This window comes from Prevotella fusca JCM 17724 (assembly GCF_001262015.1).
Classification (GTDB): Bacteria; Bacteroidota; Bacteroidia; order Bacteroidales; family Bacteroidaceae; genus Prevotella; species Prevotella fusca.
The window spans coordinates 1161995-1178571 of record NZ_CP012075.1 but is presented as its reverse complement, the minus strand read 5'-3'; the positions used below and the strand labels follow the sequence as shown (position 1 = coordinate 1178571).

At 46.0% G+C, this 16577-nt stretch carries 7 protein-coding genes; 1 reads left to right on the top strand and 6 read right to left on the bottom strand.

The annotated features are described in order from the left end of the window. Positions 1-23: 23 nt before the first annotated feature. Positions 24-299: a hypothetical protein gene (locus tag ADJ77_RS12025; protein WP_025078596.1), complete on the bottom strand. Its 276-nt coding sequence runs from the start codon at positions 297-299 to the stop codon at positions 24-26. 563 nt (positions 300-862) lie between these two features. On the opposite strand from ADJ77_RS12025, the gene ADJ77_RS12020 reads away from it, so the two are divergent. Continuing rightward, positions 863-1735 (top strand): endonuclease/exonuclease/phosphatase family protein, encoded by an 873-nt coding sequence (locus ADJ77_RS12020; protein WP_050696467.1) that lies wholly within the window; start codon positions 863-865, stop codon positions 1733-1735. A 961-nt stretch (positions 1736-2696) separates the two neighbouring features. Here ADJ77_RS12020 and ADJ77_RS12015 read toward each other — a convergent pair. The 5 genes from ADJ77_RS12015 to ADJ77_RS11995 all read right to left on the bottom strand — a co-directional run bounded on the left by ADJ77_RS12015 (position 2697) and on the right by ADJ77_RS11995 (position 16304). After that, positions 2697-5864 carry a GEVED domain-containing protein gene (locus tag ADJ77_RS12015; protein WP_050696466.1) on the bottom strand — a complete coding sequence of 1056 codons (3168 nt, stop codon included), beginning with the start codon at positions 5862-5864 and terminating at the stop codon, positions 2697-2699. 172 nt (positions 5865-6036) lie between these two features. Continuing rightward, entirely contained in the window at positions 6037-9117 is a 3081-nt protein-coding gene (locus ADJ77_RS12010) for an endo-beta-N-acetylglucosaminidase (protein WP_025078595.1), read from the bottom strand. A gap of 105 nt (positions 9118-9222) precedes the next feature. Beyond that, the gene (locus ADJ77_RS12005) at positions 9223-11037 is read right to left on the bottom strand and encodes a SusD/RagB family nutrient-binding outer membrane lipoprotein (protein WP_025078594.1); all 1815 of its coding nucleotides are present in this window, start codon (positions 11035-11037) and stop codon (positions 9223-9225) included. Between the two features lie 25 nt (positions 11038-11062). Further along, entirely contained in the window at positions 11063-14389 is a 3327-nt protein-coding gene (locus ADJ77_RS12000) for a SusC/RagA family TonB-linked outer membrane protein (RefSeq protein WP_050696532.1), read from the bottom strand. Positions 14390-15776: 1387 nt separating this feature from the next. Further along, positions 15777-16304, bottom strand: coding sequence for a hypothetical protein (locus ADJ77_RS11995; protein ID WP_025078593.1), 528 nt, complete (start codon positions 16302-16304; stop codon positions 15777-15779). Between the last annotated feature and the right edge of the window lie 273 nt (positions 16305-16577).

Sequence of the window (16577 nt, the reverse complement as noted above, 5' to 3'; positions counted from 1 at the left end):
GTATGTGTCGGCGTAATTTATAATCATGCGGGCGACCCTTTGTCATCTCCAGCCCACCATCTGTCGCCCATCATCTTTGCCATATGTTGCCACAAGCGGCGGAAGAAGGATTGCTTCACGGGTGTCGGAGTCTCTACGGGCATCGGCTTTTCCCGCTCCTGCACTCCCCTCCTCGGTATCCCCCGGCTGTCGAGCTCTTTGCCTATCATCTCATGGATGTCTTCAAGCAACTGAAAACGGTCCTCTGAAAACTTCATGTTCCGTTTCTGCTCTGGTGTTATTTCCTTGGGTGGTGCCATATAGCCTCCTTGTATTATGCTTTGGTTTCTGTTGCAAATTTAAGGACAAACGGCACAAAACCAACTATCACTATCGGACAAAAATATGTCAATATCGGACATTTTTCTTTTCTCTTACCTGTCACCGTCGGACATATTCGCACCGTAACATACTGTCATATAACGCTTTAGCAGTGACATATCCTACCATATAGCCATATTGAACACATCAGACAAAATGCAAAAGATAAAAGACAGAAGGACTCTAAGACGGAAGAAAAACAAAAGATAAAAGACAGAACAACGGAAGGCAAAAGAACACAAAGAGGAGAATTAGTTTATGGTTAATCCTCCTTTACGGGAAAAACTTAAGATATGACTTAAACAGATAACATCATATTGAACCGTGGGAAAAGCCTCCTTTGACCCCAAATAAGTTCTGCCTGCTCGGGATAGTACAGCTCCTGCCTGACAGAAAAACAGCCACAAAGCGGCTTTTCCTACGCTTACGGACAAATCATGCCGGTCACACTCGCCTGTTACAAAAAGATTGCGTACTTTTGCAGCACATAAAAACCAGAATCATGTACAGACTGACTACACTCATCCTTGCAATGCTGCTTACCTGCAGCCTCGCTGCCCAGCGGCTCTATGTGGGCACGTATAACATCCGGTATAATAACCCGAATGACCAGAAGGAAGGCAATGCGTGGGCACAACGCTGCCCGCAGCTGTGCGACTTCATCAACTTTGAACAGCCTGCCGTCTTCGGCACACAGGAGGTGCTTGCCGCCCAGCTGCGTGACCTCATGCAGGGGCTGGAGGGATATGACTACATCGGTGTGGGGCGTGATGACGGCAGGGAAGAGGGCGAATATGCGGCAATATTCTATCGGAAAGACCTGCTGAAACTGGTGGACAGCGGTAACTTCTGGCTCTCACAGACGCCCGAACGCCCCTCACTGGGATGGGATGCTGCCTGCATCCGCATCTGTACGTGGGGGAAGTTTGAGGACAGGGTGACGGGAAAGCAGTTCTACTTCTTCAATACCCACATGGATCACGTGGGAACTGTGGCACGGCGGGAGAGTGCACGCCTCATCCTGCAACGCATCGGGCAGATTGCCAAGGCGCAGCCAACGATTCTGACGGGCGACTTCAACGTTGACCAGACGGACGAGGTTTACGAGATATTCTCCCGTTCGGGCATCCTGCGCGACTGCTATGCCAATGCCCGACAGCGCATGGCACCCACCGGTACGTGGAACGACTTTATGCAGGACAGCTGCAGCAATGCACGCATTGACCACGTCTTCGTCTCCTCCGACTTCGATATTCCGCATTATGCCATCTTCACCAACAGCTACTGGCTCGGCAGGTCACGCCGCAACATCTCTGACCATTACCCCGTCATGGTAAAGCTGTCATTCCTTCAACGCAGCACGTCAGCGAAGTAATCCGGAGCGTTCTTTTAACCTCAAAGCGGCTATGAGAGCCTGAACTGATACTGACGGGCTGTCAGCCAGACCGTTTATGCTTCCTTACGCAGGCGTAGCAGATAGAGAATGAAAGCCCACGGCTTGGTACAGATTTTCTCACAGAGGAACACGGACGAACAGACTGAACGGAACAAAAGGCACAAGGACCTAAAGGTCGAAGAACTTACAGAAGCTCACGCCGTGCGGACTGTTCATGTTCTATGATTACGACGACCGTTATAATCCTTTTGTTACACGCACACTGTCAACTCGTTCACTTGTCAACTTGTTCACTCCTTTTAATACTTTGAAAAACGCAGGCAACAGTTTGAAAAATCATGACATAATTTCGAGTAAAACACCTACTGACAAAGGCAAAAACACGTGTAAAAAGCAAGTCTGCAACCAACAGTAAATCAGTCAGTTATAAGGTAATGCAAGAAAAGGTGCTTAATTGGACTTCAAAAGGGCGTCAGTAAGGGCTCAAAAGGGCATCTATTGCAAGCCAATTGGGCGTCTTTTAGAAGCCAATAGACCATGTATTGGTTTTGAGTTGTATGAAAATAGTTTACAGACTCCGATTGACACGAGAATAAGTTGTTCATAGAAGGCGGAAAGACATGGTATTTATTTTCTGCGTTTACCATCCTGTGCTTTATCCTCCTTTGTGAGACCATCTGATTTAAGGTAGTCATACCATACAGGTGTATAAACCTTTATCCTGTTTCCAATCTACGCATTTAACGGAAGAACCTCTTTAAACAGTAGCGTGAAGATTACTTCCCGTAACCTTCACGACCGTGCAAATATTACCGTCCATCAGCAGAGCTGGACAACAAAACAGCGGACCGAAGAAAGGTTTGAGGTATAAATCCAAAACCTTTCGTTCAGTCCGCTGCTATTTAATACTTGTGCTTAACAGCTGATAACAAGGAAATCGTTAGAAGACAACCTTGCGACCCTTCATAACATATACACCATGTGGCAACTGACGCTTGCTGCCTGCACGGCGTACAAGCTGACCATTGAGGTTGTAGATGTCATTAGCCTGTGCCTCAGCTTCAGTCACCTGAACAGCATTGATACCATTTGCCAGGACGAATGCCGGAGTAAGCAATACGTTACCCATCATAGCCTTGGCAGGGATAGTATATTCTGTATCGGTAGTCTTGATCACCTCAGACCACCACTGGCGGTTGCCGACAGCATCAACACCCTTCTCGTTCTCGAGGTTGTAACCATACTTGATAGCAATACCACCAACAGAATAATCTGTTGCAGGAGTCATCATCACCTTCAGCTCCTTGTTGGCTTCAGCTGAATAGTTCATGCTCTCAGTAAGCTGCTGTGCACCGACTTCAACCTTACCGTTCTGTGCCTTGGCACCTACCTTGACCTTTCCGTCAGGAGCCTGTACGTTTACGAGAACGTCAACGATGTCACCACCGTCCTTGCGGATTTCATCGCTACCACCAGCATCAAGGTTGTTCCAGTCGAGCTTGAAACGCATACGGTAGAGACCCGGCTTGAGGTTCTCAGGCACCTTGAAGTAACCCATCCAGTTCTTGATGTTATCATCCTTAGGGAACTGTGTACCCTTGTCAAATGACTTCGCATTGCTGTTATACCAGCTATACTCGTTCGTGCTATGGGCAGAGAAACTTACAACCTCACACATATCAGTTCTGGTAGGCTTAGACCAGGTGTCAAATGTGAGTCCATCAGTTGAGAACTTACCGTCATTATTCCAGTCGATGAAAGCATAACCGCTCATCCAAAGACCGTGGTAAGACAGATATGGGCGATAAACAGCACCAGCTGTCGCATTGAAGACGATTTCATCAGTCTTGTCCAAATAGAACTGCTTGGTGATACGAGCTGTCAGGTCATTGTCAGGGAACTGCTGCAGGTTCTGGTCCTGACTTGTAGCAGGATTGTGCTCATACAGACCAACGTGCATTACGTAACGGTCCTCACGCTCATGAGGGGCCTTCTTGTTGTAGTTCAAAATATAGTGAGGTCCCTGTCCTGTTGTATCATTCGGATCAATGATCTCATCTGGCTTGCCCTTCTTAACAGTACGCCATAAGATATCTGAAGCGGTCTTCAAGTCTGTTGATACAGAGCGGACACCAACCTCAAGAGACTGACCGGCTGACAGAGGAAGGTGTGAAACGATGGTAGCCCACTGGGAAGTGCGTCCGACCTCAACCTCCTTGCCATTCTGCTTCATAAGGATCTCGAAGTGATCAATCTTATTGTCATCATTGAAAGAACGACCGTACTCGTCAACCTTACCGTCAACAGTCCAGTAAAGTTTCAAGGTAACATCGCTCTCAGTCTCAGAAACTGACTCAGCCAAGACGAATTCCTTGATCTTTGCAGGCTGGACGGTCTCACCGTCGTTTACCTCAAGTTTACCAACCAGCAGGTCAGCACTACCCTTTACACGGAAACCGATACGCTCAATCTTCTTGCCAGCCAGACCGCTCAGGTCGAGTTCTGCCTCACCCCAAGATGTACTGACAGCGTTCACAGCGTATGTCTTCCACTCATTGCCTGCACGGACGAGCAGTGAAAGCTCTGCACTGCCTGAGAGTGCCTTCGCAACCACCTTAGCCTTTGTCTTTGCAGTAGCGGAGATGCCGGTCTTGTAAAGAACAACGTCAGCACCACTGCCAGCAGCACCCTTCAGCTTCAGACAAGAACCACCCATATAAGCATCCTCGTGAGTGAAAGCTGCAGTAAGAGTCTTGTTTACAGTAGTCGTACCGGCATTGTAAATCAACCAGCGGTAAGTTGGAACAACATCCTGCGCTGACATGTTATACCATCCGCCGACTGTTGTCTTCACACCCTTGTCGTAATAGTACTCACCATTACCGACATTGAAGTTTGTAAGGAACGCACGGCTGACAGCAGAACGCTCAGGCATCCACTTTGCCAGACCTGGGAACGTCACCAGATTGTTATCATAGGTAGCTGCATCAGCTTCACCTGTTGGCAGATTTGCAGGATTGCTGTTACCACCTGAGAAGAAGTGCTCCTGCATCTTCTGATAGTTAGCCTGCCATTCAGAATCCTTGTCACCTCTTGTATGAGAATAGAGCTGGTTGCTTGTGTGCTCACCCCAGCAGATGAGGTTGATATTCTTTACATAATCCAGCTCTTCCCAGTTACGATTATTGATGCGTGCAATATGCACACCGGCATAAAGACGACTTGCATCACCAATAGTATTAGCAGCATAATTGTAAGAACTTTCTGCAGAATTGGTAATAGAACCACCAGAATAATTCAAGAACACCTCATGAATCGGCTCATCCTTTGTTCCATAAACAGCTGCAGCCTGTGTAGCACCAAGACTTGAACTCAATGTATAGATCAAAGAGCCGTAACCTGCAAAGTTACGCTCCTTTGCCTTCTTGTAGAGTGCCTTGTGGAATGCAACGACATCAGCATTGCCATATCTGCTTGCCTCCCAGTTGTAAACAATACCATCATGACCGAAGTACATGAGTGCATTGATCATCGGCTCTACATACTTGTAATTGCCACTTGCATCCTTCTGGGCAATGAAATTCACCCATGGTGCATCACTGGCACCACCGAATGCCTCCTCAAAGAACATCTGTCCTGTCATCAGACGAGCACCGTTCTTGTGAGCTGCGTCAGCCCATGAGCCCGGAGCCTGGAAGAATCCGTGGTTCCATGAACCGAAACTTGCGGTGTAGTTCCACATGGTCCACACGTCAGTCTTTCCGAATGTATTGCCCGGATAGCCATGAGAACCCTGTGAGCCATTACCCATAGGAGTACACATGAACACCTGACGGTCCTTGTAGAGCTTAGGGTTGAGACGGTCGTCCGGGTTCACCAGTTCACTGCGACGAACATGGGAACGGATGAACTCGATGTCAGCAGCAGAGACGCCGATACTCTGGAACTCCTCCAAAGTAGGATAGTTGCGACCTGCTTCCTTTGCCTGCAAGAACAACTTCAGAACCGTCTCTGCCGTAACGTTGTCGAATTCATAGAAGTCCTTTGCACCTGCATTGAGCACGCCCAAGCCGAGAAGTGCTGCAAGAAGTAAAGTTTTCTTTTTCATAAATGTTAAGTTTTTAGTAAAATAATATAGGACATTAGATAAATGTCTTCTTTGCAAATTAGGTTTTTATTCTTCAAAAAAGAATGAGCCGAGGTTGAGGATACCGCAATCAGTATCTCCAGCCCCGGCTCATAAACAATTACTCAAATATCATTTTGAGCCAACGATATTCTTAGAGAATAACCTTTGTTGTCTTGTTAGCACCAGTCTTAACGAGGAATACACCTCTGCCAAGCTCGTTGCCACGAACAACTGTCGGCTTAGTCAAGGTCTTAACCAACATACCATCAACTGTGTAGATAGTAGCTGACTTAACACCCTTGAATACCAAGTTACCGTTAACAACCTGTACAGAACCAGAATTGTCAGTAGCAACCTCAGTAATCTCAGTTACAACGTTCCAGTCCTCCAAGTCACCCTTGTCGTGAAGATCCTTCTCACCACGCTGGATTGACTCATCACCAGAAATCTCTACATCAATATCCAAGGTGTAACCCTTGTTGTTGTTAGCAGTTGGAGTGAACTGACCTGGGAACCAAGCATCAGAGTAAACGATACGGAGACGGCTCTTACCTACGTGAGCATCTGCAGGAATCTTAATCTTACCCTTCAGACCTTCACCCTTAACAAAAGTAAGGTTACCCTTGCGGAGTGAACCATGACGGAAGACACGCTCACCATAAGCCTCTGTACCATCCTTTGTTGTTTCATCAAACTTATACACAGCATCGTCCTGAGTTGTATTATCATAGAGTGGCAACCAGAATGGCTGTTCTTCCATACCCTTACCATAGTTGAATGTACCACTTCCATCGAAGTCCATCCATCCACCTACGAAGCAATAACGGCAGTCGTCCTTACCTAAGCCAAGTTCTTCACCATTAAATCCCTTCAATCTGAATTCAATAGTCTGACCTTGTTTAACCTTCAATGTCAAGTTGTCAACATGGCGATAGTTCAGATACTTAGCCTTACCATCCTTATTTGCAGCCTTGAATTCATCATAAGTCTGCTGGAAATTGATATTACCCTCTGCACCTGTTGTCTTGAAATGCTGAACACCACGAAGTTTGAGAGCAGTCTGATAACCCTGTGCATTCACATCAAGAGATGACTGACCATAAGTACCGAATGGATCTTCCTCTACAGTAGCATCCTTCTCAAGACGCTGCCAGAGAATTTCTGAATGGCTCTTCAAGTCCTTAGCTACAGCTACAACACCGATATAAGGTTCTGTAGCAGTCTTAACATTCAATGCAGGAATCAGAGTAGCCCACTGTGAAGTACGACCTACCTCAGAAACCTTACCGTTTGCACCATCCTTGAAGAGGATTTCAAAGTGGTCGATGTTAGCATCGTCATTGTAAACAAGACCATACTTGTTAGCATTGGCATTAACGCTCCAATCCAACTTCACATCCATAGTAGAAGGAGTCTCGCTGGTCTTCTTGACATTCAGATCCTTGATAGCTGTTGGAGTAACCTTATTACCATCATTAAGCTCCAATGAACCTACATACATATTGTACTTATTCGCACCACCCTTAACACGGAAACCGATGTTTGTAATCTTATCTGTTGCATTGAGGTTCAAAGCAATGCGATGCTCCTGCCAAGACTTGCCGGTGTTGTCAGGAACCTTATACTCCTTCCAAGCACCATTCACCTTAAGAATAAGATAAAGATTACTCTCTACTATACCTTCTGCACGCTCACCAGCACCCTTAATAGATACCAAAGCGTAATTAGCAGCATCATTTGGTGTGATATCAGTCTTGTAAAGAATAACGTCAGTTGCTTGTGAAGCATCACCCTGCAACTGCAAGCAAGAACCACCATTGTAAGAATCCTTATGAGAGAAGTTTACTGTAAGGGCATTGCTATATGTATCCTGACCTGCATTAACTACCAACCAACGGTAAGTAGGAACTACGTCCTGTGCAGACATGTTATACCATGCACCAGAAGCCATCTTACCACGATAGTTATAACGGTCACCGTTACCAAGACTGAAGTTTGTAGCAAATGGGAACTTGCCCTGAACAGTTGAACGCTCTGGAATCCAAGTTGAGAAACCTGCGAAGGTTGACAATGGAGGAGTAGAACCTGACCACTCCATCTCGTTACCATCCTCTTTAATTTCTGGTCTGTTCAATGGGTTACGGTTACCACCGCTGAAAGCACGCTCCAGGAATGACTGGTAATTAGCCTGCTGCTCCATAGTGCCTGCACCAGAGTTATAGCTCCAGAAACGGCTGTCCTTATGCTCACCCCAGAGACAAAGGTTAACTTCTTTTCCTTCATCAAGATCTTCCCAGCCTTTATTCATGTTCACAATCCAGAAACCCTGCCATACACCAGAAGCACCCAGCTTAGGATTATGCTCTTTTGCTACTCTTTGACTTTGGTCAATAGACCTTTCACCACCATAGTTCAACATAGCATCACAAGCCTGCTCGTCATTGTCTGCATAATGTGCAGCAACGTTACCGCTACTCAACGTTGTACTTGTAGTGTAAAGACCGATATGGAAATTATCGAAGCCAGTTTCCTTTGCATAAGCATAACAAGCCTTGTGGAATCCCATGCTTTCAGAAGGAGAACCAGCCTCCCAGTTGATATTGATACCGTCTACACCGAAATAACGGAGCATGTTTACCAATGGCTTAACATACTTATACCCATTATAACCTGTAGCATCATGAGTATTTGTATACTTCTTCCATACACGATATGCACCCAAGTCACCATGTGATGCATCGAAGAATACAGTACCGCCTAACATATCACAACCGTTCTTGTGCGCTGCGTCAGTCCATGAACCAGGAACCTGACCAATGCTGTGGTTCCATGATCCCCACATAGCGGTATAGTTCCACAAAGAGAACACGTCGCTATGGAAGCTGCCTGTAGGATAACCTGCATCGCCACCTGAACCACTGCCCATCGGCGTATTCATCCACAGCTTACGTCCAGCATAAGTGTTAGATAAGAGACGATTGGTGTTGTCTACACGCTGACGCTGCTTCACGTGTGAACGCATAAACTCAAGGTCTGCTCTTGAAATACCTAACTTCATGATTTCCTGATCAGTTGGGTACTGCTCACCTTTTCCCAGAGCATCAGCAAAGACCTCAACCATCTTGGTCCAGTCCACCTTACTGAAGTCGTAAGTCTGTGCGTTAGCAGCAAGTGGGCTTCCACTCAACAATGCTGCCATCAACATTGCTGCTAAAGTAGATTTCTTCTTCATAATAATTTAGCTTTCGTTGTTATTTAATTATAATACTGATAAAATACAAGTCATTCCACCCCGGTTACCACTCAGAGGAACCGAGGTGGTGTCTTAGTCATCTATTTAGAAGTTTGGTTTGTTCACATCCCACCAGAGGCGAGTTGCCTGCTTGTCAGCACCACCAAGAGCCTTCAGACCAGTCTCATTGATTTCCTTGAGCGTAGCCGCATCAGAACTTCCCGGGAATGGCAGGCGATGAACCATGCCGCCCTGTACCAGAGAGCCGTCACCGTCAGCCATGTTCAAAATATTGAACAGGCGTGGATAGCCTGTGCGGCGCAGGTCGGTCCAAGCCTCAAGACTGTTAGGGAAGCCTGCGATATACTTCTGTGTGATGATCTTCTCAAGTTTCACCTCACGGTCGTCACTCTCATTCCACTTCACACCAACGGTAATCTCACTTACGCGGTCAGCATCGTTGCCTGTCGGGTCAACGTAGGTGAAAGGAGTAGCACTTTCAATCTTCAAGTAATCATCAACTGCATTCTCATACATCTTGCGGAGCTTTCTGTGCTGCTGGGTACGGTCCAGAACGTTTGCTTCACGGATACCCTGCTCATAGAACTGCTGTGCAGAACCGCCCATATTCCAGCCACGTACAGCACCCTCGGCACGGAGGAAGCAAACCTCAGAGAGCTTCATCAAATAGAGCGGTGCATTACCCATAGCCTTCTGGTTCAGCTGGGAGAAGCCGTTATAAGGGTTAGAAGAAGAGCCCTGTTCCTGACCAACGTGGGCACCGGCAAGAATACCGCACACTTTTGTACCAGCCTCAAGGCTCTTGCTGTCATCCTTGACGTTGGCAATACGGCTGTTCTTTTCAAACAGCATCTCAAGGAACGGGTGATTGAAAGCACGCAGAACCTGCTCGTAACCTGCACCGAGACGCATATCACTCCAAGAGTTCCAAAGTTCAATCATCGGATTACCATTACCTGTAACAGCTGTGATGAATCCGATTTCCTGGTCCTCCTGCTCGATGACACCGCTTGCCACAGCTTCCTCAGCCCACTTCTTTGCCTTGTCTGGGTTAACCTTTACAATGTGCATAGCCATGCGCAGCTTCAGAGAGTTGGCAAAACGCTTGAGGACACCAAGGTCAGGATAACTGCCCTGTGCGTAGGTATTACACTTTGTGTTGGCTGCCAGCTGCTGCTGCATCAGCGTCTTGTACCACGCCGGACGGTTAGCCTCGTAGTACTCATAGCACTTCACGATGGTATCAATGTTAGCCTCGATACTGTTGTAGATAGTCTCTACATCGTCGTAAGTGAAAGGATGTTCCTGCTTGTTGGTCTTGATGTCCTGATATGGCATCGGACCATAGTTGTCAACGCTTTCAAGGCAGGCATAGTCGAAGAAGAGCAGGTAGGTTGCCTTTACCTCTGGCAGAGAGTCAACCTCCTCCATGTTCAACAATGGCACCATTGCCTTTGTTGCCATCTGCAGCTGTCCATAAGCACCGCCGTAAGCCTTCTGGTCAATAGCTGTTGAAGATACGATATTAATGCCTGAATAAGGATAGTTCACATGAGGAATGACACCATACTGTGCGAACGCATCCTGATAGAATGTAGACAGATACTGGTAGGCATGTGAAACAGGAGGTGCACCGTTCTTACCGCCACGGATGGCATACACACCACCCAAGGCTGTCTTCAGGTTGGTTTCAACCTTTGCATACAGCTTGTTATACTGGTCCTCTGTAATGTTGACCTTATAGTTGATGGAGTCAACCTTTCCCTGGCGAACGACTTTCTTCTCGTTCTTCGTTGTCGAATTGAACTCGGCACCAGTAACGTCGAAATCCAGACAAGAGTGCAACATGAATCCTGCGACTGAAAGTGCGAAGATTTTTCCTATATTCTTTAAATTCATTGTCTTTTGGTTTTAATCGTTAGAGTTAGAAATTCATTTTCACTGAGAAACCGTAAGAGCGTGTTGAAGGAGTGTTGAACAGCTCGAAAGCACCCAGACCGTTAGTAGTTGAGAGAGACACATCCGGATCAGTCGGCGCATCCTTGTAGAAGAAGAACAGGTTGCGGGCAATGAACGACAATGAAAGATTGCGGTTCATACCGAAGAGATTGCGGAATGTGTAGCCCAGTGAAAGCTCACGCATACGGAAGTTTGTTGCATTGTAGATATAGTCAGCTGGACTGTCAGCAGAACCAACTGCCTGATAGTAAGCCTCAACAGGAACAATGCGACCGCTGCCGTCATTAAGCACCATACCCGGAACATTGCCGTAGTCCTTGGCAATGATGCCATTTCTCTCTGCTTCCAGACGTGCATCAGCAGTACGCTGTGAGAAACCGTAGTAGTCGAGCTTCTGCTCGGTAAGGCTGATTACCTTACCACCGATACGACCGTTGATGAGGAATGACAGGCTGAGGTCCTTCCATGTGAAGGTGTTGCTCCAACCCATCTGCCACTTGGCATTCATGTTACCGATATACTTCAGCTTGCCGCTCTTATCGAACTGTGGCTGACCGAGAGAGTTCAGCTTGATGTGTCCGTTAGCGTCACGCTCGAAGTCAGGAACGTACATATCACCGATAGAACCACCTTCCAGATACTTCACGTGAACACCACCTACACGCTGCTCAATCAGACGCTCCTTGCCCTGCTCGTCGTAAGCAGTCTTGAGAATCTTGTTGTCGTTGTAAGACAGGTTGTAAGATGTGCGCCAACGGAGCCAGCTTACTGGCTTGAAGTCGTAGCCGACGGTCATCTCAATACCCTGGTTGCGTACCTTGGCTGAGTTCAGGTTCTTTGTCAGACCATTACCTGCAGGTACAGTCATATAGAGGTTGCTCATCACCGCATTATAATAGGTGAAGTCGAAGCTCAGACGGTTATTGAACCAGAGAGACTCGATACCGGTCTCGAATGAGCGGGTCTTCTCAGGACGTGGGTCAGTAAACTGGGAATAGTTGCTACCAATGATAGCACCCGTCTGGAGGTTCTCAGTTACAGCGTCATAAGCAAAGTTAGGAATAGAGTTACCCACCTCAGAGTAAGAAGCACGGTACTTCAGATAGTTGAGTGCATCCGGCATCTTGACGAGCTTGCTCACAATGGCATTGGCACCAACGCCGAAGTAGCCGTAGTTGTCAGTATTGGAAATACCGCTCAGCTTGAAGTAACGGAACGGACGGTACCAGTCACGACGATAAGAAGCATCGAGGTAAACGGTCTCCTTCCAGCCCAGCTGTGCTGTTGCAAGCCATGCACGGTCCCAGTTAGAAGACTTGCTGCTCGTTGTAGCACCCATACCACCGGCACTTGTATCGAAGTAGTTTACGCGTGTTGGCAGTTTCTGGAACTTACGGTCATAATAGGTAGCAACAACATCTGTTCCCTTGTGCTCACCCTTGATGGTGTGACCTACCCAACCAGCAGAAGCTGACAAGTCGTAATCGCCGAGCTTTTTGTTATAGTTGAGCAAGTAGTCAATATAAATCTCTGTCTTCCTTGAGTCTGAATCCCATAAATGACCGTAGTCATCCATAGACGCAGGGAGGAAGGTTGTAGCATAACGCTTGCTGGTTGACTTGTAGCGGGTGTAGTCATAGTTTACACGTGCCTGGAAAGTCAGACCGTCATAGATGTCAACATTACCGCTGATCGTACCCCAGATGCGGTCTTCCTTCTGCTTGCTGCTGTTCATACTGGTAAGCCAGTATGGGTTGTTGTTCGCAGAGTTCATGAACGCCCAGTTCTGACGTGGACCTGAAAGTGCTGTAGTTCCAGAAGTCAGGTTATAGCTGCCACCTGCCAACTCGTAGTACTCCTGTGGGTTACTCATCCACTGACCGCCATTGACCATGTAGTTGTTACGGTAGTAAGCCATATCAACGCTGCGTGGTGTAAGATAGAGATGGTAAAGCGGGTTGCCGATAGTACCACCACCCGGACGGTTGCGGGTAATTGTCTGTGCGTAGTTCAATGACAGGTCAACCTTCAGACGATTGAAGAAACGATAGTTCTGGCGTAAGCTGAAGGTGTTACGGTTATAGTTGTTGTTGCGCAACAGACCCGTAGAGTGGCTGTTTGCCATGGAGAAGTAGGTTGTCATCTTCTCCGTACCACCTGAGAGTGACAAAGAGTTGTTGGTTGTCACACCTGTGCGGAAGAAGTCCTTGACATCATCCTGTGCATAGTTGCGGAGATGGATGTCGTGCATGGCACCTGCTGCAAAGTTTGTTGAGTTCAGCGGTGAGCGCATCGTCAGCTGGCTGTCAGTCAACGAACCGATCTTCGGACCCCATCCGTCTGCCAGCGCAGTGTTGCCGTTAAGGGTTGCACCGTATGTGTTCTGAATCTTCGGAGTAAGCAGCGGAGTATCGAAAGTGATGTTGGATGTCACATTGACATCCAGCTTGCCCTCACGGCCACGCTTGGTTGTAATCATCACGACACCATTGGCAGCAACAGAACCGTAGAGGGCTGCAGCGTTGGCACCCTTGAGGACGTTGATTGACTCGATATCGTCAGGGTTGATCAATGACAATGGGTCAGAACCCTCAGACATTCCGGCATAGGTGAAGCCCTCACCAGCCATGTCACGCTTGCCACGTGCATCATTGGTCATCGGGACACCGTCAACAACGATCAGCGGTGAACTGCTACCAAGGATTGACTTGGCACCACGGAGAACGATCTTCGTAGAACCACCGGCACCACCGGCACTCGGGGTAATGGTAAGACCTGACACCTTACCCTCGAGAGAGTTGGCAACGTTAGGGTCCTGCACCTTCATGAGGTCCTCAGCCTTCACACGCTGGGTGGCGTATGTCAGTGACTCCTCCTTGCGCTGGATACCCATGGCGGTCACCACGACCTCCTTCATGGTGTTGGTCTCTTCCTTCAGCGTAACATCAATCGTACCCTTGCCACCGACAGGGATGGTCTGTGCGGTATAACCGATGTACGAGAAGACGAGCTTCGCGTTCGACGTGGTATTGATGGTGAAGTTACCGTCAATATCGGTCACTGTACCGTTGGTAGTACCCTCAACCAAGACGGTAGCACCAATGAGCGGTTCGCCGGTAGAGTCAACGACACGACCGGTCACTTTGTGATTGCCATTCTGCTGTACGGCCTGCACCGCAGCAGCCTTGGCGTTTGTACCTGCGTAGACACCTGCTGGTGCCAATGCCAATGAAAGGGCAAAAGCAGCTGAGAAATACAGATGCTTCTGCTTCGTTTCCTTAAAGATTTTCATCAGGTTTAGGTTTTTGAACATTTATTTATTACTATTATTTTAAACCTTGTTCAGATGCCGGCGTTGCATTCCCGTCCGGATGTCAATACACGGATGTTCCTTTTCTGTTCCACCTTATTATATATATAAGGCGTTGCGGTTTGCTTGCCAGTCGCTTCCGCATCTCTTTACCTTCTGTCCTACAATTTAAAACCAAACCACTGGAGGTTTCCCGGTATAGTTCGCTGAAGGCTAAACAGTTACATCCGTCAAAACCCACAGCAGGTGAGTCTGTGTCTGACGGCGTCTACAAAGTTAACAATTAAAGGGTAAAGAATACTTAGTGTATCCATAACATTTAACAAACATAAACACTTTTAACATTGAACCGTATGTTACTCTCCGAACCATGTTCCCTTGTTACCATGCCTGTCATGTCCTTAGAACTCGGGCTTGCTTTCATAGAACCCAACCCCACCAATAGGATATAAAAAGAGGATAGCTTAACGGCTACCCTTTATTTTAGTCAAAATACTCATTTATAAGAAATCTGAACGAGTATGAATTAGATATATAATTCACAATAGATATTGATATACGGATATTCTCCTTTTCAGAAGCTCATCCTTAGACACATCTGACAACACAAAGGTACTATTATTCTTCGCTTGTGCGTCATTTTGTTGCTTCAATTCAAGATTTCCCATAATAACTCCATAGTTCCTTTAGTATTGCAAAATTACGCAAAAGTATATTGACATCCAAATAAAACCACCTAAAATTATATAAATTACTTAGATAAACCGTTTAGAGAAACCATTTAGGGCGTTTATCCTCCTACTCAAGGTTTGCCAATCCCCATAATAAGCGAAATATTCCGTAATTGTTCAGCGATAAGGCGTATAAACTATTGTTGATTATCAACAAGTTACATAAACAGATACATGCAAATTCTGGTAAAGAATGTCATTTCGAGCCTTTTTACCACAATTTTACGTTTATAAGTTCTTGATATTCAACGTTCATTATCGCTGAATAGTTACTGACTCATTTCTTGCTTGCAAAAATATAATAAAAAAAACGCTAATTTGAGAATCTTCAAAGTGAAACCGACCAACCAACCAATTATTTAACTTTACAAGACGGTTTGTAAGAGGATATAAGAGGAAATGAAGTGGGCAATAGTCATAAGAGCTTAAAGCATAAGATATACTGTACAAATGCTAATCCTATCTATTCATAATATAGTACAATAGTGTAAAAGATGTCCATGGAGAGACATAAGGTATAATAAGGATATTACAATCCCTTAAATATGAATTTAGCCCTTTTTAATCCCGATGACCAAAAAGGGCTAAAAGTCGTGATAAAGACATACTCCTTTAGATAGATATGTTTGCGTTATTCACTATTCTATCAACTTTCCATGTTTTCTGAGTATTGAGAGAAACTCTCCCCATTCTGTTGCTCGTTTTTCTCGTGATTCCGCAATAACCTTGTTATCTTTGGCATAGTGACTGTCGTTCTCGATGTTTCGTGGGTAGCAGTCGCTAAGATAAAACTTACCTGATTCCGAGACCAATGATAAATCTGTAAATATTTGACTATTGACCGGAGATACAAAGGTTGTGATGTGAAGCAACACCTTGCCATACGAATGTACTTCTATATTACGGTAAATCGGAAAGAGTTGACTTGTAGGCTCAAAATCTTGGAAGACAATCTCACGAGTCTGCACATTGAAAGATTTGATATTCTCAAGCGTAAAAAGATAGGGCTTTGCAGCAGCCCTTGTTATGCGAGTTGTCCCGACGGCAAACAATTCCGTTTTCGCTCCTTGTACTATAGGAGTTGACGTTTGTTCATCTTCGCTGTTGCAACCAATAAATAACAACGATAAAATGAGCACTTGTAGTACATATAAACCTTTTTTCATATCAATATTATTTTAGTTGGTTTTATCTTATTATTATGATCTAAAGTTTCCCACCCTAATAAATAGATGGAAAAATAACAGTTTGTCGAATTTTCTTTGTAAATTAGTAATCGCTAAAGAACTGATTTTAAAGACAAGACAACAAAACTGTTATGGAAGCAAAAATAGAGAAAATAAGTGAGTTATCCAAACTTTTGAGTGTTAAAACTCAAATGAGTGATGATTTATTTCATTTTTTTAACAAATTTGGTATCGGTCAGTAACTGTTCAGCG

Excerpts from the sequence above, each read along its gene's own strand:
- ADJ77_RS12025 (WP_025078596.1), bottom strand. The coding sequence starts at position 299 with ATGGCACCACCCAAGGAAATAACACCAGAGCAGAAACGGAACATGAAG.
- ADJ77_RS12020 (WP_050696467.1), top strand. The coding sequence starts at position 863 with ATGTACAGACTGACTACACTCATCCTTGCAATGCTGCTTACCTGCAGC.
- ADJ77_RS12015 (WP_050696466.1), bottom strand. The coding sequence starts at position 5,864 with ATGAAAAAGAAAACTTTACTTCTTGCAGCACTTCTCGGCTTGGGCGTG.
- ADJ77_RS12010 (WP_025078595.1), bottom strand. The coding sequence starts at position 9,117 with ATGAAGAAGAAATCTACTTTAGCAGCAATGTTGATGGCAGCATTGTTG.
- ADJ77_RS12005 (WP_025078594.1), bottom strand. The coding sequence starts at position 11,037 with ATGAATTTAAAGAATATAGGAAAAATCTTCGCACTTTCAGTCGCAGGA.
- ADJ77_RS12000 (WP_050696532.1), bottom strand. The coding sequence starts at position 14,389 with ATGAAAATCTTTAAGGAAACGAAGCAGAAGCATCTGTATTTCTCAGCT.
- ADJ77_RS11995 (WP_025078593.1), bottom strand. The coding sequence starts at position 16,304 with ATGAAAAAAGGTTTATATGTACTACAAGTGCTCATTTTATCGTTGTTA.